This window comes from Hyalangium versicolor (assembly GCF_020103695.1).
Classification (GTDB): domain Bacteria; phylum Myxococcota; class Myxococcia; order Myxococcales; family Myxococcaceae; genus Hyalangium; species Hyalangium versicolor.
Map to the genome: position 1 here is coordinate 382,498 of NZ_JAHXBF010000003.1, position 22,744 is coordinate 405,241.

Sequence of the window (22,744 nt, forward strand, 5' to 3'; positions counted from 1 at the left end):
AGTGGACCTTCGCTATCTGCCGAAAAGTAGGAGGTCCGCCTCAGCGCTCGGACTTCTCCAGGAATTGCTCACCCAGCTCGCGCGCACGGCGGGTGGCGGCCTCCACGGCGTTGATCAGCGTGGTGCGCAGCCCTCCCGCCTCCAGCGTGTCACTCTGGCGGAGTACGCATGGGGCCTGTCGGATCGGCATGAGAAGCTAAGGCGTTCACCCTTGCTGGGGGGCGCATATGCTCTCGATGATCGCCGAGGGGCTGGCGGAGGCACTGAGCTGTTGCGCAGGTGCCACGCACTCTACGCGAGGCGGGCCTCCGGGCTCGTGGAGAGCCCCATGACGCACGCGCTGGCGATCTTGCTGCTGCTGGCTCAGGCTGAAGGCGTGGAGGTCGCGCTTGAAGGCGCGTCTTCCCCGATCGAGTCCGTGCTCCCTGTGGATACGCCACCAGCACCTCGCGAGCCTGGCCGGTGGCACGCCCTGGCCCGGCTGGAGGCCAGCACGCTGATGCTGCTGCCGCGCGGAGGAGCAGGAGGGGAGGAGGGGTGGGCGCAGCTGACGCCGACGGTGGTGGTGGATGACGGAGAAGAGTGGGGCCTGCACGTGGGCGCCCCGGTGCGGGTGAGGCTGTGGGGAGCGAACGCGGGAGTGAGGCGGGTGCGGCGGGAGAACTGGGACAGCCTGTCGGACTGGGGGCAACTGGTGCGCACTCTCAAACTGGGGGGAAAGGCGGGGCCGTGTACGCCACGCGAGCCCACTTGCCACCCCCCTACCAGCAAGCCTTCGACGAGATAGAGCGGGCCCTCACGAGGGAGCACTTCTCTCCAGGCCATGTGACGCTGGGCACCTTCGATCACATGACCTTCGGCGTGCCACTGGGCTTCTACTCCCTGGCGGCGGGGACGGGGCATGGGGTGTACACGTTGGCGCAGGGCCAGTACGAGCAGGCCACGCGCGAGTTGGCGCCCGCGGCGCTGATGGTGGGGCTGTACGCGGGCGGCAAAGGGGTGCGCTACCTCTCCCAGGCCCAGGGAGCAGCGGGGGCATGGGAGAGAGGGGTATGGCCCCAGTCGCTGGAACTGCGCTTGCAGGCCCTGAAGGAAGCGGTGGAGCGGCTGCGAGAGCGACTGGGTGAGGACGGCCTTGGGCAGTTGGCCCAGTACATTCGAGCCAACCGCGAGGCGGCCGTCATGGTGGGCGCCGGGGGAGAACCGGCTGCCGTGGCCCTCTACGAGGCCCGGGGCGACCTGACCCGCGCGCAGGCCATGTTGTCCCAGGCGAAACCCGAGCATGGAGGCCCAACCCGGCCCATGGCTGGGACAGGGCAGAGAGTCGGCAGCGCCGCCTCCATGGCGGATGAGGCGCCAGGCTCCAGCCGCAAGAGGGCTGGAGCCCAAGGCGCTCCCAGCAGTGTCGCCTCGCTGGTGGACGAATCCGCGGGCCTCACTCCGGAGGTGGTCGAAGCCAAGCTGCTGTGGGCGGAGTTGGAGTCCGCGGGCTCGCGCCTGCCCGCCGACGTGGAGTTCCTGCAGAAGGCCCAGCCCGCCAGGGAAGCTCCGCCGCCCGGGGTGCCCGTGGGCTTCGCGCTCTGGGAAGAGTACGTGAACTACAGGGAGCGCCGCCTCTCCGAGTTGGCGAAGGGCCAGACGGCGGAAGGTCCCCTGCGATGGGAGCCTTACGAGCGGATGCGGGGGCTGTTCGCTCGAGGGCTGGCGTTCGAGCGCGCCATCGTGGCCCTGCTGCGCGCCGATGCTGCGCTGCCGCCGGCGCAACGGCTGTGGCTCAGGGACTTCAACGATCCGCGCATCGAGACCTACGTAGGGGTGGCGAAGGAGGGCCAATCCGGCGTTCGCTTCGCGGACGTGGTCGTCATTGAGAGGCAGCCCCCTGCGGGCCAGCCGCCGCGCGTGGAGTCCTTCAGCTTCAAGAGCCGGGATCTCTCGCTGCTGAACGACGAAGCTCTGGAAGCACAAATGACTGCGGACGCAAGAGACGCCCTGCGGTATTACGGTGAGACGGTGAACATCCGCCGCCCCTCGCTCAAATACCTCGGCCCGAAGGTGCAGATCCGTAGGGTCCTCCTCGTCTACGAGGGCGGCGCACTCAAGCCTGAGGGCGCAAAACGATTGAAGGCAGTTGTGGGACGTGTGCAGGGGAAAATCAAGGGAGTGGAGGTGCTGGTGCAATGAAGGTGCTGTCGTTGCACGACTTGAAACGGGAGGACCGGCTGGAGTTTTACTTCGATGGTACCTTCAACCCGAAGGCCTCATTTGAGCGCGAGTTGGAGCCCTTCCTGCACGTGCTTGAGGCGTGCGCGGGCGACTGGATGCCGGACGTCGTCAAGGGCAAGCGGCACCGAAAATACTCCCGTGCTGCCCTCTGGAAAGCCCTGGAGGAGAAGCGCGACGAGAACAGCGCGACCATTGGGCTCTATCGTACGCAGTGGCCCGCGTTGGACATGACGCTCTGGCTCAGGTTCCCGCCCGACGAACCCGGACTGTCCATCACTCTCGGCCTGCAACCCCTCTCATTTTTCACGGAGGAGCGCTGTCGCAACTTCGTGGACTTGGTCCGCGCCTGGGCCGCCCACTATCCAGTCACCTACGCCAGCGCCAGCAGCCTGGCGGAAGACCAATTGGCGGACTCTCCCAACTATGGCCGAGACATGCAAACCTCGATACGAGACGGGTTCGACAGAATCTACGAGGTGTGCTGGCTCAACATCTTCGGCCCGAAACTGGTGGAACTCGTCGGCCGCGAGCGCATGCTGTCCACGCCGGCCCACCGGGTCGAGGAACTCCCCAACGGTTCCATCCTCGTGGAGACCTGGCCTACTGCCGCGCACTTCGCCAGAGATGAAGCGCGCCAGGCTCAAGCCCGGGCCTTCGTCCACCTCCGGCCAGACCTCGACTTCGAGACGGTCTTGCGCACTCTGCGGGAGCGCAGTGCCACGCTCGTACCCGTGGAGCCTCGCTTCCCCCCGGATATCGCTCTCCTCCTGACACGCGTGGTGGACTGCGTCGCCATCAGTCAGCGCGAACAGAAGATCGCGGAGTTCAACGCCTGGAAGCCGCCCGAACCGGAGGAGTGGTTGCCTGCGGACGCCGCGCTGCCTTCGGACGTGGCGGATCCCAAAGCCGCTCGCGAGCAATACTCGTTGCTCGCGGAGTACCTCGTGGCGCTCCTGCACTCCAATGTTCCTTCCGTCTTCGAGCAAACCCCCGAGTCGCTCACGGACGTGGACTACCGCTTCTGGTACGACAATTTTCCGGAGACCTTCGAGCGCCACAACATCGACGCGCGGGCGGTACCGGCCGTGGGCGGGTACCTCGGCGAGGTGCTGGTGCGGCGCCTGGGAGGGCAGTGGATACCGCGCCAGAAGTTGGAGGAGGCGCAGGTGCGCGTCGGAAAGCGTGTCTGGCTTCCCTTCGTCCGGGCTCAGCGGTACATGCGCTCGCGCCAGTCACTGCTGGACTACTCCCTGACGCACCTGTTCCGCGTGGCCGAGCGCCACCGCTCCTGACTCGATGCTGGATTACACGGAAGCGGGAGTAGGTATCCCTATGGTTCGTGATCGTGGCCACGCGCCTCATCGACTGCATCGACTCTGAGCAACTCAAGGCGGGGTTGGAGCAGAAGGACGCCACCGGCCCGAAGTTCACGGTGGTTTGATGGAGTCGGTGTAAGGATTGGTACGGGCACGCCACTGCCGGGCCCAGTGCGAACTGGTTCGCAGTGGCGTGAGGCCACTTCTGACGCCGTCAGGAGTGCGAACTGGTTCGCAGTGGCGCGAGGCTACTTCTGACGCCGTCAGAAGTGGACCTTCGCCACCTCCCGAAAGGTAGGAGGTCCGCCTCAGCGCTCCGACTTCTCCAGGAACTGCTCACCCAGCTCGCGCGCGCGGCGGGTGGCCGCTTCCACGGCGTTGATGAGCGTGGTCCTCAGCCCTCCCGCCTCCAGCGTGTCACGTTCTCGGCATGAGCCACGACCGGTGGGGTTTCACTGGGGCCGGACGGCTCTCGTGGACCACATTGACCGCGGCGTCGAGCTTGCGGAGCGCGGCGCTCACGAGGCGATGGCTGGTCCCCTTCGGGAGGAGGAGCTTGAGCTGCGGCTCAGGGCTACCGTAGCGGCTCTCGCCCTGGCTGGCTCACCGTTGCCCGGTGGTTCTTTGTCGCACCAGAGGAAGTGGGTACGCTGGGTGGAGCACTCCCATGCCCTCGGGGGCCCGTGACAGAGAGGATGTCTACGCTGGCGAGCCACGGCGGATTGACGAGGTGTCGGGTCGCCCCACCGCCGAGAGGAGTTGTACGTGCTCTCTAGAGCGCACAACGCCGTGGCCAGGCAGGGAAGACCTGCTCCATCGAAGGGTGCGCACCTGAAGGCGAGGTACACCCCATGACATTCATATGGGGGATGGTGCTTCTGCTCATGACACAAGCGTCAGGAGCGGACGGGCCGCTCGAAGGGGCGGAGCCCCTGGCCACTCCGGCCGAAGCCGTGCGGAGAGTGGAAACACCGTCCGCGGCAACGCCAGAGGGGAGGGGGTGGGACTACCTCACCCGCCTGGAGGCGAGCACGCTGGTGCTGCAGGCACGAGGAGGCGCGGGAGAGCAAGTGGGCTATGCGCAGCTGAGCCCGACTTTGCTGGTGGACGGAGGCGAGGAGTTTGGAGTCAACGTAGGCGCTCCCGTGAGGTTGCGGCTGTGGGGCGGCGAGGCGAGCGCAGGGTGGGTGCGCGAGGAGGACTGGGACAGTCTGTCGGACTGGGGGCAGGTGGTGCGCGCCCTGAAGCTGGGCTCGGACAATTCCCCGGTGGGGCTGTGGGTGGGAGCGCTGGACAGCTACAGCCTTGCTTCAGGGCACCTGGTGCGTCGCTACTCCAACCGGGCCAACCCGGACTACCACCCGGCGGGCGCCTCCCTGACGAGTGCCGTGGGCCCCTTGTATGTAGAGGCCTTCGCCTCGGACGTCCTGGGCGCGCGCCTGATGGGGGCACAAGCCGAGTTGGATGTGGCGCACGTCTTCACCGGCCCGCCGAGGCAGCGGGGGCGCTACACCCTGGGACTGTCGGCGGTGCATGAGTGGGGCAGGGCCGGGGGGCAGTCACCGCCGGTGACGCTGGCGCACCTGGACGTGACAGCGGTGGTGGTGGTGCGCCGGGGCTTTGAGGCGCACCTGCTGGCCGGCTGGGGCGGGTGGCTGGGAGTGGGCGGCGCGTGGGGCCTGGTGGCGGGAGTGGGAGCGGACGCGGTGACGAGCACGCTGGACATGAAGTTGCGGCTGGAGGTGCGCCGGCAGCACGGCGGCTTCCGACAAGGCTCCTTCGGCCCAGACTACGAGCTGGCACGCTTCCGGGCCGCGGGCCCCGAGGGCGTGCCTCTGGCCGAGGCGCGCTTTCCGGACGGCTTCTCTGTCTACGGCGAGGCGGTGGTGGGCTGGGACGGCGTGCACTACGGCGGGCTGCAACGGCACTTGCAACTGTCGCTGGGCGCGGAGGCCTTCACCTGGGGCCGCGTGGACGTGGACGGGCGCGTGGCGGTGCAGGTGTGGGGCCGCAACGTGGAGGTGGCGGTGAAGGGGCTGGCGGTAGGCCTGGGACAGCCTGGGGGGCGCTACCTTGCAGCGGCGGAGATGCGGTGGCGCTTTCTCGGGGGGCGCCTGTACGCGCTGGGCACGGGAGGGACGCAGTTGTTGCCAGAGACGGGAGGGACACTCCGGCCGGGAGCCTACGTTTCGGTGGGGCTGGGGGTAGACAATGCGCGCTGAGCCTGTGGTGTACCGGTGGGCAGCGCTGCTGCTGGTGGGGGTGGCCGTGCTCACCAGCGGCTGCGTCACGCGGGTGTCTCCCCAAGTGGGGAGCGGCGCCCAAGGCCCACGCGCCATGTCGGCCTTGCGAGCGACAACTGCCGGAAGTGCCCAACTCGAGACGCCTTCGGCTTTCGCCTCCACGGGGCCGGGAGAGCAGGAGCGAAGCGCTTCCAGCGCGCCGGACGAGGAGGAGAGGCTGCACCGTCGCCGAGGTGCCCGTGGACTGGGCCCAGAGGTGGCCACGGGGAACGCGGAGGAGGCGAGCCCGAGCGAGGTGGCCAGAGGGGGGACAGCTCCACAAGGCCCGCCCACATGCGGGGGGCAGGCCGTGCCGGAGGGCTGGCCGGACTACTCCACCTGGTGGGAGGGGGAACTGCTCGAGCCCTTCTTCACGTGCACCTCGCCCGCGGAGTTCCTCGCCTTGCAGGGGCGGGTGGACATGCCCCGGCTGGTGGAGGTGCTCAGTGATTGGAACGCCGTGCTGCTGGGCGCCCTGGGGCCTGTGCGAGAGGACGCGGCAGTCCTCCTCAACCGCAAGCGCACTGCCTTCCTCCTGCGGGCTACCGAGGAGTATGGGCCGCCCAGGGCCGAGGTGTTTGCCCTCTTCATCCTCCACTCGGCCCCTGACGACGACTTGAGGGAGATGCTCTTCCTGCTGGCCCAGGACAAGCAGTTGGAGGAGATGCTGCGGCTGCTGCCTGAGTTGCGCGCGGGGCTGGAGGACAGGGGAGTGAAGCCCTCGGCGCGTGTGGACCGGGACTTCAAGTGGACGGACGTGGGCCGGGGCCTGGCCCGCGCGGGAAGGGACGGGCTCGCCACCAGCCAGATGGTGAGTGGGGGGAGGGAGAACGCTCTCCTCTCCATCAGGAGCCAATTGCCGCCACCCTACCAGCAAGCACTGAGTGAGGTGGAGACAGCGCTGGCACGGGAGCACTTCGCGCCAGGTAACGTGGCGCTGGGAAGCTTCGACCACCTCACCTTCGGAGTGCCGCTGGGTTTCTACGGGCTGCTGGCCGGCACGGGGCATGGGGCGTACTCGCTGTACCAGGGCCAGTACGAGCAGGCCACGCGCGAACTGGCGCCTTCTGTATTGCTGGCAGCCCTGTATGCGGGGGGCAAGGGGCTGCGAGTGCTCTCCGAGAGCCGAGGTGCACCGGGTATAGGCGTGCCACGACTCGGAGGGCTCGAGGGTTTGGAGGTGCGGCTGCAAGCCCTCAAGGTCGTGGTGCGCGAGTTGGAGTTGCTGCTGGGGGTGGAGGGGCTGAGGCAGCTTGGCAGCTACATTCGAGCCAGCCGGGAGGCGGGCCGCTTCGTGGCCGTGGGAGGAGTGGACGCGGCTCTGGCTCTATACGAGGCCCGGGGAAACGTGGCCAAGGCCAGGCCGTTGCTGTCCCAGGCCAGGCCCGAGAGGGCGCGTGCCCCTGCTGCGAGCGGTGGGGCGGCGAAGAGCTCCAACCCAGCGGCCGCCGTGGCGGACGACACCACACGTCCTGCCTCCAACAGGGCCGGTGCCGACAAGGCCCCCGGGGGCGTGGCCTCCTTGGTGGACAAGGAGGTGGGTCTCACCCCCGAGGTGGTGGAAGCCAAACTCGCTGCGGTGGAGTTGGAGGCCTCGGGCCCGCGTCTATCCAGGGACGTGGCAGTGCTGGAGAGGGAGTTGGCGGACCTCAAGGAGCGCCCACCCCCCGGAACTGAAGGCATCCCGCGTTGGAGTGAGTACCTCGCCTACCTCAAGAAGCGCCTGGGGGAGCTTGATCAGGGACAGAATGCCAAGCCGCCTCTGAAGTGGGAGGCCTACGAGACGATGTGGAGCCGTTTCACCCGGGGGCTCGCCTTCGAGCGCATCATGGTGGAACTGCTGGAGGCAGACGCAGCCCTGCCTCGGGCGCAGCGGCGCTTTCTCGGGGACTTCATCAAGCCCCGTATCGAGAAATACGTGGGAGTGTCGAAGCCGGGTACCGGCCTGCGCTTCGCGGACGTGCTCATCATCGAAGAGGGTGAGCTGGGCGGACGGTCACCCCGCGTCGAGACGCTCAGCTTCAAGAGCCGTGATTTGTCTCGATTGGACGGCAAGGCGCTGGTGGCCCAGATGATTGCCGATGCGAAGGAAGCCCTGTCGAAATACGGCGAGACGCTGGATATCCGTCGATCCTCCCTCCAGCCCCTCTTGGGCGAGGGCAGCAAGGTGCCGGTTTCAAGAGTCCGCCTCGTCTACGAAGGGGACGTCCTCAAGCCCAAGGATTTACGAGAATTGAAAGCAGCCGTGAACGCAACCCGTGGAAAGGTTCCGGGAGTGGAGGTGCTGTTCCAATGAAGAAATTGAGCGTGCACGATTTGAAGCCTGAGGACCGCCTCCGGCTCACGTTCAAAGGAGTGTTTGACCCCCAGGCGACGCTGGAGAGCGAGCTGGAGCCTTTCTTCCAGGCGCTCGAGGAGTACTCTGATGAGTGGATGCCGGACGTCGTTGAAGGCAGGCGACGACGCAAGTACGCCCGCGCCGCCATCTGGAAGGGATTGGAAGAGGAGCGCGATGGTAACAGCACAGACCTGGGGCTCTATCGAACGAGTTGGCCCGCGCTGGACATGCACCTCTGGCTTTGGTTGCCCCCAAAGCCTTCTGAACTGGAACTCATGACGAAAGTACAGCCGCTCTCGTTTTTCGCGGAGGCGGAGCGCTGCCGGAAGTTTGTGGAGATGGTGCGCGCCTGGGCCTCGCGCTACCCCGTGTCCCATGCAATGGCCCACAGCGTGGCTGATGACCAACTGGCGGGCGCCCCCGACTTCGGTCGTGATGAAGAGACCTCGCGAAGGGACGGGTTTGACAAAATCTACGAGGTATTCTGGCTCAACGTCTTCGGCCCGAAGCTGGTGGAGACAGTGGGCCGGGAGCGCATGCTCTCCACGCCGGCCCACCGGGTGGAGGAGTTGCCCAACGGTTCCATCCTCCTGGTGACATGGCCCACCGCGGCGGACTTCGCCAGCGAGGAGGCACGTGAGGCCCAGGCCCGCGCCCACGTCCACCTGCGGCCGGACTTGGACTTCGACACCGTGCTGCGCACCCTGCGCGAGCGAAGCGCCACGCTCGCTCCGGTAGAGCCTCGCTTCCACGCGGACGTGGCGCCGCTCCTCACTCTCGTGGTGGACGACGTCGCCATTCAAGAGCGCCAGCGGAAGATTGCCGAATTCAACGCGTACCGGCCGCCCGAGCCCGAGGAGTGGCGCCCCGCCGACTCCGTTCTGCCTCCAGACGTGGAGGACTCGGAGCGAGCTCTCCAGCATTACAGCTACCTGGCCGAACTCCTGGTGGCGCTGCTGCACACGAAGGTGCCCTCCGTGTTCAAGGAGACGCCCGAGTCCCTCACGGACGTGGATTACCAATTCTGGCGTGAGCAATTCCCGAAAGTCTTCGAGCGGGAGAAAATCGACGCCCATGCGGTGCCCGCCATTGGTGCCTACCTGGGGGAGGTGCTGGTGAGAAACCTGGATGGCAAGTGGATACCGCGCAAGAAGCTGGAGGAAGCGCAGGTGCTCGTGGGCAATCGCGTCTGGTTGCCCTTCGTCCGGGCCCACCGGTACATGCGCTCCTGCCAGTCACTGCTGGACTACTCCCTCACCCAGCTGTACCGCGAGGCCGAGCGGCACAGGGGCTAGGGGGCAAGGCGCGCCCAGTGCGAACTGGTTCGCAGTGGCGCGAGGCTACTTCTGACGCCGTCAGAAGTGGACCTTCGCCACCTCCCGAAAGGTAGGAGGTCCGCCTCAGCGCTCCGACTTCTCCAGGAACTGCTCACCCAGCTCGCGCGCGCGGCGGGTGGCCGCTTCCACGGCGTTGATGAGCGTGGTCCTCAGCCCTCCCGCCTCCAGGGTGTGCAGGCCCGCGATCGCCGTGCCTCCAGGGCTCGTGACCTGATCCTTGAGCTGGCCGGGGTGGGCGTTCGTCTCGATGAGCAGCTGGGCACTGCCAAGCACCGTCTGGGCAGCGAGCTTGAGCGCCGTGTAGCGCGGCAGCCCCACCTTCACCCCGGCGTCCGACAGCGCCTCGATGACCAGGAACACATACGCCGGGCCGCTGCCGGACAGGCCCGTGACGGCATCCAGCAGGTTCTCGTCCACCACGGTCGTCGTTCCCACGGACTGGAAGATGCGGCTGGCCACCGCCAGATCTTCTTCGCTGGCGTGCTCGCCTCGGGCCAGCGCGCAGGCCCCCGCGCCCACCAGTGACGGCGTGTTGGGCATGGTGCGGATGATGCGAGCCCCAGCCCCCAGCCGTCGCTCCAGCGCCGCGATCGGCACGCCCGCCGCCACCGAGATGATGAGCTTGCGGTGGTCCAATGCCGGAGCCACCTGGACGACCAGCTTGTCCATGGCCTGCGGCTTGACCGAGAGGATGATGATCTCCGCCTCGCGAGCAGCGGCCACGTTGTCCTGGGTGGTGCGCACGCCATAGGCGCGCTTGAGTTCCTCCAGGCGCTCGGTGCGGCGGCCCGTGGCAATGATGCCCTCGGGCCGAGCGGTGCCGGCGCGCAGCAGTCCCTTGAGGATGGCCTCGGCCATGTTGCCGGTGCCGAGGAAGGCGATGGTTCGTTCGAGCATTTCGGGGGTTCCTGAACTCATGGCTTCACTTCGCCGCTCCCCAGCGCGCCGCGACATTCATCGCGGCGGACTGGATGGCGTAGGGCAGGCGGGGATCGCGAGAGGCCGCTTCCACGGCAGCCTTGGCGGAGGGCGTGCGCTGGTACAGCAGCCCATCCAGCGCCTGGATCTTCAGTGCATCCGGCAGCCGAGTGCTGCGCACCACGCTGGTGAGGATCTCCTCCGCACGCGGGTGCTGGAAGAGCGCCACCGCGCGCACGGCGGCCGTCTGGACCCGCGGATTGGGATCCCCCAGCAGCGCCGACAGCGGCCCCAGGGCCCGGGCATCTCCCAGCAGCGCCAGGTCCTCGATGGCAATGGCGCGGATCTCATCGGGAGCGGGCTCGCTGGTCCACAGGATGGCGCGCAGCAGCGCCACATCCGGGCTGACCGGGGCCGAGGTGGCCGCAGCGGTGGACTCGGACGGAGCGGGTTCCGCAGCCACACCCTGAGCGAGTGCGGCGGGCGCGGTCAGCAGAAAGCCGGCGAGCAGCAGATGACGCATGGCATCTCTCGGAGGCAGGGGAGGCCCGGTTCTAGCGGAAAACCTCCGGGTTGGGGGATCGCCCGTGCAGGGTGGCGGCAGTTTTCTTGACGCGATCTCCGATCGTGGGAGTCTGTCGGTGCTACAGGGTTGTGGCGCCTACAGGAGCGAGAAGCAGCCATGAGTTCGGTGGCAGTGAGCTGGCAGACGCTAGACAACGTCGAGGTCGAGTGCACCCATTGTGGCGTCCGGATGACGCTGCACGAGGGCAGTGGGCGGCGGGTGAAGTACTTCCGCTGCGGTACCTGCCACCGGTGGGTGTCGAGCACCTACACGGACATCTTCAAGACGGATGCCAAGCTGCGCACGCACCCAGTGAAGGACACGTCCGCCGAGGACGCGAAGTTCATCGAGGTGAAGGACCGGCTGGAGCGCTGGCTGGCGGCCATCGAGGAGCAGGACCCGTACCACGTGCTGGGCGTGTCGCCGTTGGATCCGCCGGAAGTGGTGCGCACGCGCTACCGCGAGCTGGCGATGGAGCGGCACCCGGACCGCGGCGGCTCGGTGGAGAAGATGCGCGAGCTCAACGAGGCCTACGAGAAGATCCTCCGTCACCGCGAGCGCAAGCGCGAGGAGGCGCTGGCTCAGCGCAAGCTGGTGGAGGACAACGAGGTGTCCCTGCCGGCTCGCAGCAGGTAGGTCCAGAACAGCCCCCCCAGCGTCAGGCCCAGCAGGGCCTTGATCGCGGTGGGGAAGAGGCTGCCCGGAGAGATGAAGCCCTCCACCAGGGCGATGCAGGCCAGGAAGGGCGCGCACCCGAGCACCAGCTTCACGGCGGCCTTCCCACGCAGGGCGAGCGCCTGGCCTCGGGGCAAGTCCCCCGGATCGATCAGCGTGTGCCCGACAATGAGCCCCGCGCCCCCGGCGATGGTGATGATGGACAGCTCCACCGGGCCGTGAGCGGAGATGAAGTCCAGCAGCTTGAGCCCCATGCCCTCGCGGGTGCACAGGGCGGCGATGGCGCCGATCTGCACCCCGTTGTTGACGAGGGTGAACACCGTGCCCAGCCCGAAGAGGATGCCCGAGGCGAAGGCGAAGATGGTGACGGTGAGGTTGTTGGTGGCGATGCCCGAGGCCACCGCGTTGGGCGGCGCCACCGAGAGGATGTCATCCGTCCACATCCGCCGCTGCGCCACGTGATCTCTCACGCCCTGGGGCACGAGCAGCTCCGCGCCGCGAGGCTCCAGCAGCACCACCAGCGCCCCGAGCAGCAGGCCCAGGATGAACAGCGAGGCGCTCACCGCCACGAAGCGCCCCTCCGCGCGCAGGGTGGCGGGGAACTCGCGGCGGAAGAAGTCGCGCACGGCCCGCCAACGCTCGCGTGGGGGCTGGTAGATGGCGGCATAGCCCTGGCCGCACAGCTGGTTGAGGAAGCGGTAGGCGTCCGTGCCCGGGTAGAACGTCTGCGCGTGCGCCAGGTCCGCGGCGGCGCGGCGGTAGAGGGTGTCCAGCCTGCGCAGCTCCTCCAGCCGCAGGGTGCCCGCGCGCTGGCGGGACAGCAGCTCCTGCAGCGATTCCCAGTCCGGACGCCGCCGGCCGACGAAGGCGGGGAGGGGCTCGGCCATGTCAGCGCACCGCCTGGGCTCGAGCCCTCAGGAAGGCCTCGGTCGCCTGGGACGAGGCCAGCACGGTGGTGCGCTCCTCCTCGCTCAGCCCTCCGAGCCGCTCCACCATGCGGGCTCCCAACTGCTGGCGCGCCTCCGGCTCCAGCCATGGGGCGCGCTCGAGAAAGGCGAGGATCAACTCCACCTCCTCGGACTCCAGCCGCCCGGAGCCCGTGGGGAGCGCGGTGGGCGGTGCGGCCGTCTGAGCGGTGTACCGGGCCAGATCGAAGCGCTCCTCCCGCACCAGGAGCGTCCCGGCCAGCAGATCTCCCAGCCGCCGGTGCTGCCGGGTGAAGAGCATGCTGATGCTGCCCACGGCATAGAGCACGGGGAGGAAGTCCACGGCGCGCAGCAGGTTGCGCACGGCGCTCTCGTAGACGCCCACGGGCGAGCCGTCCATGCGCACCACGCGGATGCCCAGCAGCCGCTTTCCCGGCGTCTGCCCATGGAGGAACACTTCGGCGAGCGTCCAATACATCCACTGGGTGGCGAACAGCCCCACCGCCAGCAGCGTCTGGGCAATGCCAGACAGCCCCCGAAACACTCCGAGTACGTCTGATACCAGCAGTGAAAAGATGAAATACGCGGTGACCCAGAAGAAGAACAGGAGCGTCGCGTCAACGAGCCAGGCCAGGCACCGGTAACCAATTCCTGCGACAGGCAGGGTGAGGGAGACCCGCTCGGGGGTGGCGACATCCAGTCCAGGAGAGGAGGCGGAGACCATGCGCACCGCAGCATACGTCGACCGAGACCATTGCCTGGGAGACAGATGGGCAAGTTCCCCTTTGGACAGCGACCACGCCCCAACGTCTGAAACCCCTGGACTTTGGGCTTAGACGTGCCCACTTGACACTCCGCCTCGGGGCGGTTCGCTAAGACAGGGCAAATGGTGGTAATTTTCCTGGCAAGCTGGTCGTAACCGAGGCCAGTGAAGCAGCGGTACAAAAAAACAGGCTGTACGCCATGAGAGCTGGGGGGCTTAACATGGCAACAAATCAGATCGCAGTACGTGTGTCCGTTCTCGAGGGACCTTGGTCGGCCTACAAAGGCCTGGCCGATGGACTTCGAGGTGAGGGTCTTCAGATCATGTCCGTTGCGCGGGATGCCCGTGCTCTGCTGGACAGTTTGGGGACAGACCCACCGCAGGTGGCCATCCTGGATGTGGAAGCGGATGGAGACACGGCGGAAGGGTGCTCGGTGACAGAGGGCATCAGCCTGCTGCGCGAGGCCCGTAAGCGCCGGCTCGAAGTCCGCATGCTGATGCTGGCGGCGGTCAACGCTCCGGAGGTCATCTCCCAGTGCTTCGATGAGGGCGCCTCGGGCTACCTCTTCCGCGTAGGCCTGGGGGTGGGCTCGGTGGCCAATGCCATTCAGGGGCTCGTGAAGGGAGAGCGTCTGTTCCCCGTTCAGCTGCTGCGCAATGACTTCGAGCAGCCGCCCGCCGTCACCCAGCCCGCCAGCGTGCTGCACACGCTCACGCAGCGGGAGCGCGAGGTGCTCGCCTATGTGGCGGGAGGCGCGGACAACCTGAAGATCTCCGCGCACCTGCAGATCGCCGAGCGCACGGTGAAGTCCCACGTGACACAGCTCTACCGGAAGCTGGGAGCGGAGAACCGGACCCAGCTGGCGCTCCGGGCTTGCCACCTGGGCGTGCGCCCGCCGCCAGATCTCTGAGGCGTCGGTGTCTCACAGGTGAGTGGAGCGCCTTCACGCAGGTTCCGCCTCTCGGGTTTTGGGGGGCGGAGCGCAGGGCCTTCCTGGGGCTCAGTACCCCGGGAAGGGCATGGCAGGGACGCGGGACGGCAGGGGGCCGGGCACATATGCTCGACCTGTCCTCCATGGAAAGGCGTGCCGCGTGCTCCGCTCCCTCCTGATCATCGCCTGTGTCGTTGGAATCGGCTGCGCCTCGGGTCCCAGGCCGAAGCCTGGAGCTGACACGGAATCGCCCTCGGTGGCCCAGCCTGCGTCTCTTCGTGAGCACCCGGACTTCCTCTCTCCGGCGGATGTGATGAAGCGCCTGGAAGAGTCGAAGGTGAGCTACCGGCTCGAGCCGACGGACTCACCGCCCGGAGGCTGGGCGGAGCAGTTGTGGCCCCAGCGTGTCGAGGCCTTGCCCTTTCCCCGCGTGGTGGTCGAGAACGGCCAGCGGGTCATCCAGGCGTGGCCGGAGAACCGCAAGGCGGAGGAGCTGATCATCCAGGGCGAGGGGCACTACCAGGCCCGGCGCTACGCGGAGGCGGAGAAGCTCTACGCGCAGGCGGTCGAGCTGTGCCCCCAGTGCTACCTGGCGCGCGCGTACCTGGGGGACGCGAAGCTCTTTGGCGGAGATGCCGCCGCGGCGCTCGTCGACTACAAGAAGGCCGCGGAGATCAATCCGGATGACTATCGGCTCTATTACTTCCAGGGCAGCGCGCTCGCGAGGCTCGGCCGGTTGGAGGAGGCGCGTGAGGCTTTCGCCTGGTCCCTGGTCCTGAATCCGCGCAATCCCACCCTGCGCAAGTTCTTTCGGGAGAACCGGCAGCTGGGGATCCTGGTCGAGGACGATGTGTTGGTCCCCCGAGGCTTCGCGCGTGAGGACGGCAAGGACATCCTGGTCGAGTTCGATCCAGGCTATGGCGCCGCGTGGTTGGCCTTCGCCAACTGCAAGGCGATGTGGATCGGCGAGGCGGCGCACCGAGAGGAGATGACGGGGACCGCCGAGCGCCACTTCTCCTCGACCGAGGAGACCGAGTGCCTGATGTCGGTGGCCATGGTGCACGCGGCGCAGAGCGAGCGGGGGGACGATGACCCGATGGACTCCTCGCTGGACCGGCTGATGGCTGTCATTGAGGACGGCATGATGTCGGAGCTGGTCCTGTTCGAGCTGGCCGCCCGGGTGCATCCTCAGTACACGCTGACGCTCGATGATGCGGAACGGCAGCGGTTGAAGGCGTACGTGCTCCAGCACGTGCTGCTGTCCGTGCGCGGCATCAACCTCTGAGCGGTGGACACGGGCTGCAGGTTCCGGGAGGACTCCCATGCCGGCGACGATGATGCCTGACCTCCAGGTGCAGTGGGCGCGGCCTCCCTCCTCGTGGAGGGAGCGCGTCGAGTTCATGCTCTGGCAGCCTGCTCAGGCGACACAGGCTCGAGCGCACGAGGTGACGCCCGACGCCAATGTGGACCTGCTCATCGAGCTGTCCGAGTCGGATTGCAGGGCGTGGCTCTATGGCCCGGTGACACGGACGGCCCGATTCCGGACCCGCGAGGGCTGTGACTACTGTGTCGTCCACTTCCTGCCCGGTGCCATGCCGCGGTTGGTGGATGCCTGCCCGGCCGAGCTCGTTGACACCGCGGTGGAGTTGCGGAGCGTGGGAGGCGTGTCCGTCGACGGGCTTGGGGAACAGCTCGTTCGTGCCCGATCGATGGAGCAGCGGTGGCAGCTCATGGGGGGCGTGCTCCGGAGCGCCACGTGGCCGGAGCTCGACACGTTCGATCGGGCTTGGCGCTATCTCCAGGCCCAGGAGGACATGCCGAGCGTGGCGCAGTTGTCGGAAGCGCTCCACCTGAGCTCTCGCACGCTGGAGCGGGCCTTCCAGGAGCGCTTGGGCTTCTCTCCGAGGACCTTTCGCCGGATCCACCGGTTGCAGCAGGCTCTGGCGAAGTTGCGCTCGGAGTCAGCTCGCTCCCTGACCGAGATCGCGCTGGCGAGCGGTTATGCGGATCATGCCCACCTGACTCGGGAGGTCCGAGCCCTCACGGGCAGGACTCCCACGGAGTTCCGGGAGCACGGCTGAGCCACACGTGTCGCATTCGTTCAAGCGGCGCCGGGGCCCTGGCCGTACGTTGCGTCCCATGACGACGCGCAAGCTTCAGGTCGTGGAGTGCCAGGGGACCCCGCGACAGATCGGACAGCAGTGGGGCGAGGGATGTCGAGCCAGCTTCCGGACTTCGCTCGACGTGCTCTTCCAGGGGCTGGCCTCCGGGCCCTTCCAGGCTTCTCGCGAGGATGTGGTGCGCACGGCCATGAAGCTCGAGCCCAACGTGCGAGCCTTCGATCCCGAGGCTCTGGAGCTCATCCGAGGCCAGTCGGAGGGAGCGGGCATCCCTTACGAGGAGGCCTTCGCGCTCCAGTGCATGCTCGAGGTGGCCATCAACTACGCGCAGATCGGCGCCATGTGCACGTCCTTCGCCCTCACCGGGAAGGCCACCGCGGACGGGCGGGCGTTGCTGGGGCAGAACATCGACTGGAGCCCGGAGGCCACGGTGGATCTGATCCGCGTGCGATACCCGGACGGACGCACGCTGCTGTCGCTGTGTCTCTCCTGCGCGCCGTACTACCACCTGAGCAGCGAAGGGCTGGCCAACTGCTCCAACCTGACGCTGGTGGCTCCCCAGCCGTGCCGCTCCATCGTGCCGCTGGGGATCTACCTGCCCAAGGCCCTGCGCCAGCCGGGGCTGAGCGCGGCGATGACGATGCTCGCGGGGGTGGCTCGAGGCTTCGGTGCGTACCTGATGGCGGACGCGGAGGGGCGCGTGCTCGGGTTCGAGAGCACCTACGACGATCGGGCCGTCCTGGAGCCCGAGCGGGGTGTCCTCGTTCACGCCAACCACTACCAGGCTGAGCGGCTACGTGCGCTCGATATCACCCATCAGTTCGTGCCGTGCACCCACGGGCGAGCCACGCGGATCCAGGAACTCATCGCCGCGGAGTACGGGCGGCTGACTCCGGAGCGGTTGATGGGGTTCTTGTCCGACCACGGCAATCCGGGCGGGCGCCTGTGCCGCCATGACGAGCAGCCAGCTCCCGGCCAGATGCCGATGGTGACCAAGGCGGCGGTGGTGATGTCTCCCTCTCAGCGGACGATGTGGGTGGCCGCGGGGCCCGCGTGCCGCGAAGGCTTCGTGGAGTACCGCGTGTGAAGCCGCGGAGGGCAGGGGGCGCTGGCTCAGAGTCGCGCTGACAGGGCTCCGCGTACGGACTTGGAGACCGCGGAAGCCTGGGGCAGCAGCTCATCCGGCAGCCAGTAGTAGAGGACGTGATCCGCGTTCTCCACGCTGGAGCGGGTGAAGGCCATCCCTCGAATCTGAGCGCGCTCGGGAGCCTGGGGCAGGCAGCGCTTGCACAGGCACGGCAGCGTCGATTTGGGATCGTGGCCCGTGAGGTTGACGAGGTCCTCCTGTGGGGGCAGCTCGGCTGCGGCGCCTCCAGGGGTGGCGTTTGCCTGGAGCAGCAGGCCGACATCCGCGGCCGTCAGCGCTCGGGGCGTCTGGAGCGACATGCCCAGGGCTCCCTTTGCCGCGCTGATGCCCTTTCCCGACTCGAAGCGGAGGCGAGGGATCAGCGCGGTGATGTCGGTGATGGGGACGCGGTTGGGGCTGGCGGCCCACTCGTCCCCCTTGAACTTCAGATTCTCGAGCACCGCCACCAGCCAGAGCGCCTCCTTGGGAGGGCGCACGGTGACGAGGAAGAGGCGCCCACCCGACTTCAGCGGATCGAGGTGTCGGCTGCCGCTGCGGTACCGATCGAGGGGAAGGACGTCGCCCGGCTTCTTGCCAGCGGCCTCCTTCTCGAAGATCGCCTTGCTGATGATGGCCAGCATGTCAGGCATGGGCGGAGTGTATCAGGCCGCGTAGAGTTTGTGTCTCATGACTCCCTTGGATCCGGCCGCTGTTCGGCTGTTCGACGAAGCCGCGGAGGTGCGGCGCGAGGCGGTGGAGGCCGTCGATGTGGCGGTGCTCGCGGGCTGCTATGCCCTGCGTCAGGCCCTGCTGGGTGATGAGGACGCCGAGGTCCGGTCCTCCGCGGCACGTCGGCTCGGTGAGACACGGGATCGCCGCTTCGCCCCCGCGTTGATCGAAGCTCTGAGCGATCCAATGCCCTCGGTTCGGGATCGGGCCTGGCGTGCGCTGGCTCGGCTAGGCGCTCGGGAGTTGCTGCCCGCGGCGGAGCGGGCTGTCCATGAGGAGCCTGTGTGGTGGGTGCGCCGAGCCGCAGTTCGGGCAGCGGCCTCGGTGGTAGGTGCCGAGGCGCTGGCGCTCCTTCTTCGCATCCTGGAGGACCCGTTCTGGCGGGTGCGGAACGCGGCGGTGCAGGCACTCCTCTGGTTGGGGGAGGGCGATGCGCAGGTGCGCCAGCAGGTTCGCTCGGCCGGGGAGGCTGCACAGCCTGGGCCGGTGAAGGCGGCGGCTGCGTATCTGGAAGGGATTTGGAGCACTTCGCCCGCGTCGGCTTCGGGAACGGGTGTTGGCGTGCCTGCTCCGGTGTCTGCGGGGACGGGGTTGGAGGATGAGGATCCCGCGGTGGTGACGGCAAGGCTGGAGCGGATGCCGGCCTCGGAGGTGCCTCCCGTCAAACTGGTGGAGTGGTTGGGAGATCCGCATGAGCCCTTGCGAGCCCTGGCACGGCGGCGGCTGATCGAGCGGCGGGATCCCGAAGCTGTTCGGCTCGCGATGCGGTGGTTGGACGAGCCGCGCGTCCCTCACGCCGCCGAGGAGGTTCGCACGCTGCTCGAGCGCATCGACGTGGACGCGCTCTCCCTGGCTTCGCGCATCCTGGACGAGCCACCGAGGCCGGGCGCTGTGGCCTGGGCGGCCCAGATTGCCGTGAAGCGGGATCAGGCGGAGCTCATCGAACGCGTTCGCGTGCTGTGCCGCCATGCGGAGCCCGACATCCGGCGCGCGGCGCTCTCCGGGTTGGCCTTCGATCCCGCGAGCCGGGCCGAGGTGCTCTCGGCGCTCGAGGATCCGGATGCATCGGTTCGAGAGGAGGTCATCGCTGCCTGGGAGCGTCGGCCTCCAGCGCCTTCGGCCATCCAGGCATTCGGCAGGGCCCTCGTGGCTTTCGCGCCTCGTGCGAGCACGCCCCGGGAGCGCCGCGCCGTGGCGGAAGGCGCCGGCAGCGTGGGCGACGAGGCACTGCTCGCGCATCTCTCGACGGATGCGGATGCGTCGGTCCGAGCGGTGGCTCTTGGGGAGCGCTCGGTGCGAGGAAGCCTCTCGGACGTGGAGCGCCGTGAGGCCCTCTCGCATGAGGACCCGTGGATTCGCACGGCGGTCCTCGACGTGGCCTCGGCGCGCGGGGCTTGCGAGGACGATGCGGCGCTCTCCGTGCGGCGTGCCGCGCTGTCGCTCCTGACTTCGGGGGACGCGAAGCTCTCTCCCGAGGAGCGTGGCAGCATCGGCCTCGCCAGCGCGCGTTCCCAGGATCCGTGGATGCAGGCTCGGGGAGCGGAGCTGCTTGTCCCCGAGAGGAAGCGAGAGGAGCTGGAGGCCCTGCTGCGTCTGTCGCGAGCCTCCTCACCGATGGTTCGCTCCGCCGCGGCTGCGGTGTTGGAAGAGTGCGAGTCGCTCGATGCGCTCCTGACCGACTTGCTGCGAGGTGCCGCACGCACGCAGGACTCCGAAGTCCGTGCCTCTGCGTACACCTGGCTGCTGCGCCGGGCGGATCCGGCCGCATTCGAGTTCCTGTGCGCCGCCCTACGAGACGCCTCCGAGCCGGGGAGCGTGGTGGCTCACCTGGAGGCGATGACCCTCGTCTTCCCGGACGAAGCCTTCACTGCGGCGCCCGACATCGAGATGCGTCGTCCCACGCGGCAGCGCCAGGAGAAGACAGGCCCGAAGCGGCCCGCCCCGGAACTCTCGCCACGAGCCTCCTGGCGCCCGCTTGGGAACACGGGGCTGAGTGTGTCTCCGCTCGTTGTCTCGGGGGCGAATGGCCTGTCGGCTGCCTCGCTCACGGAGGCCTACGAGGCGGGAGTGAACTCCTTCTTCTGGGAGCCGGATTACACCCTGCTCACGCGTTTCCTGCGCACGAGCCGGGGGAGGAGAGAGGAACTCGTACTGGTGGCGGGCACCTACCATTCGGGGGCTGCGGCGATCCGGCGAGACGTGGAGTCCGCGCTGCGCCAGCTCCGCACCGACTGGTTGGATGTCTTCCTCCTCTTCTGGGTGCGTTCTCCCGAGCGGCTCAATCCCGAGGACTTCGAGACCCTGGAGGCGCTGCGAGCCGAGGGCAAGCTCCGCGCATTCGGCTTCTCCACCCACCTGCGAGATCTGGCTGTGGAGGCGATCCGGCGCAATCCGTGGCCGGTGGTGATGACGCGCCATAGCGCCGCGCATCCAGGCGCGGAGGCGGCCTTCTTCCCGGAGGCACTCGCGCGAGGTACGGGCGTGCTGACCTTCACCGCCACCTGCTACGGGCGGCTGCTGCGGCCCGTGCCGGGGATGCCTTCGGACTCGGCACTCCCGAGCGCGGTGGACTGCTACCGCTACAGCCTCACGCAGCCGGGAGTGAGCGCGTGCCTCACCGCGCCCCGCAGCCACCGCGAGCTGCTGCAGAACCTGGAGGTGCTCTCGCGGCCGCACATGGTGCCCGAGGCCCTGGAGGCCATGCGTGCCCACGGGGCTCGGGTCCGTGCGCGGAACCAGCAGTTCAACGCTCTGGTGCGCCAGGCGCCCGGAGGCACGCGCGACACGTTCCTGGAACTCCTGGAGGAGGACGAGGCTCCTCCGACCTGATGAAGGCTTCACACGCTGCGTGGAATGTGCTGGAGTCAACAGTGCTCCTGGGGTCGCGTGCAGCCAGCCTTCCGTCCGCGATGTCACGTCGCGGCTGCTAGCGATACCCATTGAAGAACGAACCGCGACGAGGTCCGCCCGGCGGGCTTTTCGACCTTGTCAGCGGCTCTGCCGTGCAGGTGGCGGCGGCCCCAGGAGCGCTGTGTCTTGCGCCGCACGGGGAGCGAACCCCAGGAGAGCATGGGAATGGATCTGGTCGGGCTCCTGCTCGAGCTGAAGACGCTGATGGCGGATCCGGAGGCGAACTTCGAGCGGATCACCGAGCTGCTCGAGCGCCACCAGCACCTGGCCGAGTACGAGGTGGCGCGCTTCTACGTGAGTCGCCAGTGGCTGGATCCGGTGGGGCGGATGCTGCGCAGTGTCGATCCGCGTGAGCGGCTGCGGGGCACGAAGCAGATCCCGTTGATCTTCGCGCGTGGCACGGCCTCCGGGCAGTTGCGGCGGCTGGTGAAGGATCCGGACTTGCGGGTGGCGCATGCCGCGAGGAAGGCCGTGCGCAAGCTGGGACTGACGGACGTTTCACCGCCGGATCGGCGCTTCAAGCCTCCGCGCGTCCAGGGGCTGTTGTCACCTGGAGGGTGGAACCCGACGGGTTGGAATTTCGGGGCAGGCGTTGGCAGGCGGGCCAGCCCCAAGAAGCAGCCTCCGCTAAAGGACAAGCTGCCCAAGCTGAGGACGGGCCAGGACGTGGCGAAGTTGGTGGGAGTGAATGAGCTCGAACTCGCCGCGTTGATGCGTCCAGGGACGGAGGCGGGCTCGGGCTACGTGGAGTTCGAGATCGCGAAGCGCTCCGGTGGAGTGCGTCGCATCTCGGCGCCGAGGGCTCGGCTCAAGCAGGTTCAGCGGGTGCTGCTGGAGAAGATCCTGGAGAAGATGCCCACGCACGAGGCGGCCCATGGCTTCGTGAAGGGGCGCTCCACGGTGAGCAATGCCGGGCCGCACACAGGGTCGACGGTGGTGGTGCGGGTGGATCTGGAGAACTTCTTTCCGACGGTGCACTACGGGCGCGTGAAGGGGCTGTTCCTGTTGCACGGCTACGGAGATGAGGTGGCCGGTACGCTGGCGGGGCTCACGACGCATCGGCCGAAGCTGCCGGATGGGAGGGTGGTGTGGCCGGGCGCGCTGCCGCAGGGGGCGCCGACGTCTCCGGCCATCGCGAATCTGGTGTGCCGCCGGATGGATGCGCGGCTCACGGCGTTGGCGAAGAAGTACGGGGCCACGTACACGCGCTACGCGGATGATCTGTCGTTCTCGTTCAAGACTCCGCCCGAGAAGATGGGGCGCTTCATGTGGTGGGTGAACGCGATCCTCCAGCAGGAGGGTTTCGCGGAGAACAACCCCAAGCGCCGGTTGATGCGTCGGGCGCACCGCCAGCGGGTGACGGGCCTCACGGTGAACGAGAAGGTGAGCATCCCGCGCGAGGAGCGTCGCCGCTTCAAGGCCATCCTGGCCAACTGTCGCAAGCACGGCGTGTCATCACAGGCTCGGGGCCGCCAGGACTTCGAGAGCTGGCTGCGAGGCTACGCGGCCTACGTGCGGATGGTGCATCCGGAATTGGGAGCACGCTGGCAGCGCGAGGTGAAGGAACTGCTCGGCGGGTGATGC

19 protein-coding genes are annotated in these 22,744 nt (G+C 67.9%); 13 read left to right on the plus strand and 6 right to left on the minus strand.

Features of this window, described 5'->3' with window-relative positions; genetic code table 11:
• Nucleotides 1–40: 40 nt before the first annotated feature.
• Nucleotides 41–190, minus strand: a complete 150-nt coding sequence (locus tag KY501_RS07980; RefSeq protein ID WP_224362068.1) for a hypothetical protein — start codon at nt 188–190, stop codon at nt 41–43.
• A gap of 138 nt (nt 191–328) precedes the next feature.
• On the opposite strand from KY501_RS07980, the gene KY501_RS07985 reads away from it, so the two are divergent.
• The 6 genes from KY501_RS07985 (at nt 329) to KY501_RS08010 (ending at nt 9,454) form a co-directional block, all read left to right on the plus strand.
• The gene (locus tag KY501_RS07985; protein WP_224362069.1) at nt 329–787 is read left to right on the plus strand and encodes a hypothetical protein; all 459 of its coding nucleotides are present in this window, start codon (nt 329–331) and stop codon (nt 785–787) included.
• The gene (locus KY501_RS07990) at nt 751–2,181 is read left to right on the plus strand and encodes a hypothetical protein (RefSeq protein WP_224362070.1); all 1,431 of its coding nucleotides are present in this window, start codon (nt 751–753) and stop codon (nt 2,179–2,181) included. The genes KY501_RS07985 and KY501_RS07990 overlap by 37 nt, the downstream gene beginning before the upstream one ends.
• Nucleotides 2,178–3,515, plus strand: coding sequence for a hypothetical protein (locus tag KY501_RS07995; protein WP_224362071.1), 1,338 nt, complete (start codon nt 2,178–2,180; stop codon nt 3,513–3,515). Before KY501_RS07990 ends, KY501_RS07995 begins: the two co-directional genes overlap by 4 nt.
• A gap of 908 nt (nt 3,516–4,423) precedes the next feature.
• Nucleotides 4,424–5,761, plus strand: coding sequence for a hypothetical protein (locus KY501_RS08000; protein ID WP_373691565.1), 1,338 nt, complete (start codon nt 4,424–4,426; stop codon nt 5,759–5,761).
• Nucleotides 5,751–8,117, plus strand: coding sequence for a hypothetical protein (locus tag KY501_RS08005; protein WP_224362073.1), 2,367 nt, complete (start codon nt 5,751–5,753; stop codon nt 8,115–8,117). The genes KY501_RS08000 and KY501_RS08005 overlap by 11 nt, the downstream gene beginning before the upstream one ends.
• A complete protein-coding gene (locus tag KY501_RS08010; protein ID WP_224362074.1) occupies nt 8,114–9,454 on the plus strand; it encodes a hypothetical protein in 1,341 nt (446 codons plus the stop codon). Before KY501_RS08005 ends, KY501_RS08010 begins: the two co-directional genes overlap by 4 nt.
• Before the next feature lie 105 nt (nt 9,455–9,559).
• Here the strand turns inward: KY501_RS08010 and proC are convergent, their stop codons facing one another.
• Both proC and KY501_RS08020 read right to left on the minus strand, forming a co-directional pair.
• Nucleotides 9,560–10,393, minus strand: coding sequence for a pyrroline-5-carboxylate reductase (gene proC, locus KY501_RS08015; protein WP_224362075.1), 834 nt, complete (start codon nt 10,391–10,393; stop codon nt 9,560–9,562).
• 25 nt (nt 10,394–10,418) lie between these two features.
• Nucleotides 10,419–10,937: a HEAT repeat domain-containing protein gene (locus KY501_RS08020; RefSeq protein WP_224362076.1), complete on the minus strand. Its 519-nt coding sequence runs from the start codon at nt 10,935–10,937 to the stop codon at nt 10,419–10,421.
• Between the two features lie 159 nt (nt 10,938–11,096).
• Here KY501_RS08020 and KY501_RS08025 point away from each other — a divergent pair, with 159 nt between their 5' ends.
• Complete coding sequence (locus KY501_RS08025; protein WP_224362077.1) at nt 11,097–11,615, plus strand: J domain-containing protein; 519 nt, start codon at nt 11,097–11,099, stop codon at nt 11,613–11,615.
• Here KY501_RS08025 and KY501_RS08030 read toward each other — a convergent pair.
• Both KY501_RS08030 and KY501_RS08035 read right to left on the minus strand, forming a co-directional pair.
• The gene (locus KY501_RS08030) at nt 11,561–12,541 is read right to left on the minus strand and encodes a stage II sporulation protein M (protein ID WP_224362078.1); all 981 of its coding nucleotides are present in this window, start codon (nt 12,539–12,541) and stop codon (nt 11,561–11,563) included. The genes KY501_RS08025 and KY501_RS08030 overlap by 55 nt on opposite strands.
• A gap of 1 nt (nt 12,542) precedes the next feature.
• Nucleotides 12,543–13,304 carry an RDD family protein gene (locus KY501_RS08035; RefSeq protein WP_224362079.1) on the minus strand — a complete coding sequence of 254 codons (762 nt, stop codon included), beginning with the start codon at nt 13,302–13,304 and terminating at the stop codon, nt 12,543–12,545.
• 260 nt (nt 13,305–13,564) lie between these two features.
• On the opposite strand from KY501_RS08035, the gene fruA reads away from it, so the two are divergent.
• The 4 genes from fruA (at nt 13,565) to KY501_RS08055 (ending at nt 17,482) form a co-directional block, all read left to right on the plus strand.
• The gene (gene fruA, locus KY501_RS08040) at nt 13,565–14,254 is read left to right on the plus strand and encodes a response regulator transcription factor FruA (RefSeq protein ID WP_224362080.1); all 690 of its coding nucleotides are present in this window, start codon (nt 13,565–13,567) and stop codon (nt 14,252–14,254) included.
• A gap of 181 nt (nt 14,255–14,435) precedes the next feature.
• A complete protein-coding gene (locus KY501_RS08045; RefSeq protein WP_224362081.1) occupies nt 14,436–15,560 on the plus strand; it encodes a tetratricopeptide repeat protein in 1,125 nt (374 codons plus the stop codon).
• A gap of 37 nt (nt 15,561–15,597) precedes the next feature.
• A complete protein-coding gene (locus tag KY501_RS08050) occupies nt 15,598–16,356 on the plus strand; it encodes an AraC family transcriptional regulator (RefSeq protein ID WP_224362082.1) in 759 nt (252 codons plus the stop codon).
• A gap of 58 nt (nt 16,357–16,414) precedes the next feature.
• On the plus strand, nt 16,415–17,482 hold the full coding sequence (locus tag KY501_RS08055) for a C45 family autoproteolytic acyltransferase/hydrolase (protein ID WP_224362083.1): 1,068 nt from the start codon (nt 16,415–16,417) through the stop codon (nt 17,480–17,482).
• A 26-nt stretch (nt 17,483–17,508) separates the two neighbouring features.
• Here the strand turns inward: KY501_RS08055 and KY501_RS08060 are convergent, their stop codons facing one another.
• Nucleotides 17,509–18,171 carry a hypothetical protein gene (locus tag KY501_RS08060; RefSeq protein ID WP_224362084.1) on the minus strand — a complete coding sequence of 221 codons (663 nt, stop codon included), beginning with the start codon at nt 18,169–18,171 and terminating at the stop codon, nt 17,509–17,511.
• Nucleotides 18,172–18,208: 37 nt separating this feature from the next.
• On the opposite strand from KY501_RS08060, the gene KY501_RS08065 reads away from it, so the two are divergent.
• Nucleotides 18,209–21,079 (plus strand): aldo/keto reductase, encoded by a 2,871-nt coding sequence (locus KY501_RS08065; protein ID WP_224362085.1) that lies wholly within the window; start codon nt 18,209–18,211, stop codon nt 21,077–21,079.
• A gap of 246 nt (nt 21,080–21,325) precedes the next feature.
• The gene (locus KY501_RS08070) at nt 21,326–22,741 is read left to right on the plus strand and encodes a reverse transcriptase family protein (RefSeq protein WP_224362086.1); all 1,416 of its coding nucleotides are present in this window, start codon (nt 21,326–21,328) and stop codon (nt 22,739–22,741) included.
• Nucleotides 22,742–22,744 lie beyond the last annotated feature (3 nt).

Bases quoted from the DNA above. Each gene is read 5' to 3' on its own strand.
- KY501_RS07980 (WP_224362068.1), bottom strand. From the start codon at position 190: ATGCCGATCCGACAGGCCCCATGCGTACTCCGCCAGAGTGACACGCTG.
- KY501_RS07985 (WP_224362069.1), top strand. From the start codon at position 329: ATGACGCACGCGCTGGCGATCTTGCTGCTGCTGGCTCAGGCTGAAGGC.
- KY501_RS07995 (WP_224362071.1), top strand. From the start codon at position 2,178: ATGAAGGTGCTGTCGTTGCACGACTTGAAACGGGAGGACCGGCTGGAG.
- KY501_RS08000 (WP_373691565.1), top strand. From the start codon at position 4,424: ATGACACAAGCGTCAGGAGCGGACGGGCCGCTCGAAGGGGCGGAGCCC.
- KY501_RS08005 (WP_224362073.1), top strand. From the start codon at position 5,751: ATGCGCGCTGAGCCTGTGGTGTACCGGTGGGCAGCGCTGCTGCTGGTG.
- KY501_RS08010 (WP_224362074.1), top strand. From the start codon at position 8,114: ATGAAGAAATTGAGCGTGCACGATTTGAAGCCTGAGGACCGCCTCCGG.
- proC (WP_224362075.1), bottom strand. From the start codon at position 10,393: ATGCTCGAACGAACCATCGCCTTCCTCGGCACCGGCAACATGGCCGAG.
- KY501_RS08020 (WP_224362076.1), bottom strand. From the start codon at position 10,937: ATGCGTCATCTGCTGCTCGCCGGCTTTCTGCTGACCGCGCCCGCCGCA.
- KY501_RS08025 (WP_224362077.1), top strand. From the start codon at position 11,097: ATGAGTTCGGTGGCAGTGAGCTGGCAGACGCTAGACAACGTCGAGGTC.
- KY501_RS08030 (WP_224362078.1), bottom strand. From the start codon at position 12,541: ATGGCCGAGCCCCTCCCCGCCTTCGTCGGCCGGCGGCGTCCGGACTGG.
- KY501_RS08035 (WP_224362079.1), bottom strand. From the start codon at position 13,304: ATGGTCTCCGCCTCCTCTCCTGGACTGGATGTCGCCACCCCCGAGCGG.
- fruA (WP_224362080.1), top strand. From the start codon at position 13,565: ATGGCAACAAATCAGATCGCAGTACGTGTGTCCGTTCTCGAGGGACCT.
- KY501_RS08050 (WP_224362082.1), top strand. From the start codon at position 15,598: ATGCCGGCGACGATGATGCCTGACCTCCAGGTGCAGTGGGCGCGGCCT.
- KY501_RS08055 (WP_224362083.1), top strand. From the start codon at position 16,415: ATGACGACGCGCAAGCTTCAGGTCGTGGAGTGCCAGGGGACCCCGCGA.
- KY501_RS08060 (WP_224362084.1), bottom strand. From the start codon at position 18,171: ATGCCTGACATGCTGGCCATCATCAGCAAGGCGATCTTCGAGAAGGAG.
- KY501_RS08065 (WP_224362085.1), top strand. From the start codon at position 18,209: ATGACTCCCTTGGATCCGGCCGCTGTTCGGCTGTTCGACGAAGCCGCG.
- KY501_RS08070 (WP_224362086.1), top strand. From the start codon at position 21,326: ATGGATCTGGTCGGGCTCCTGCTCGAGCTGAAGACGCTGATGGCGGAT.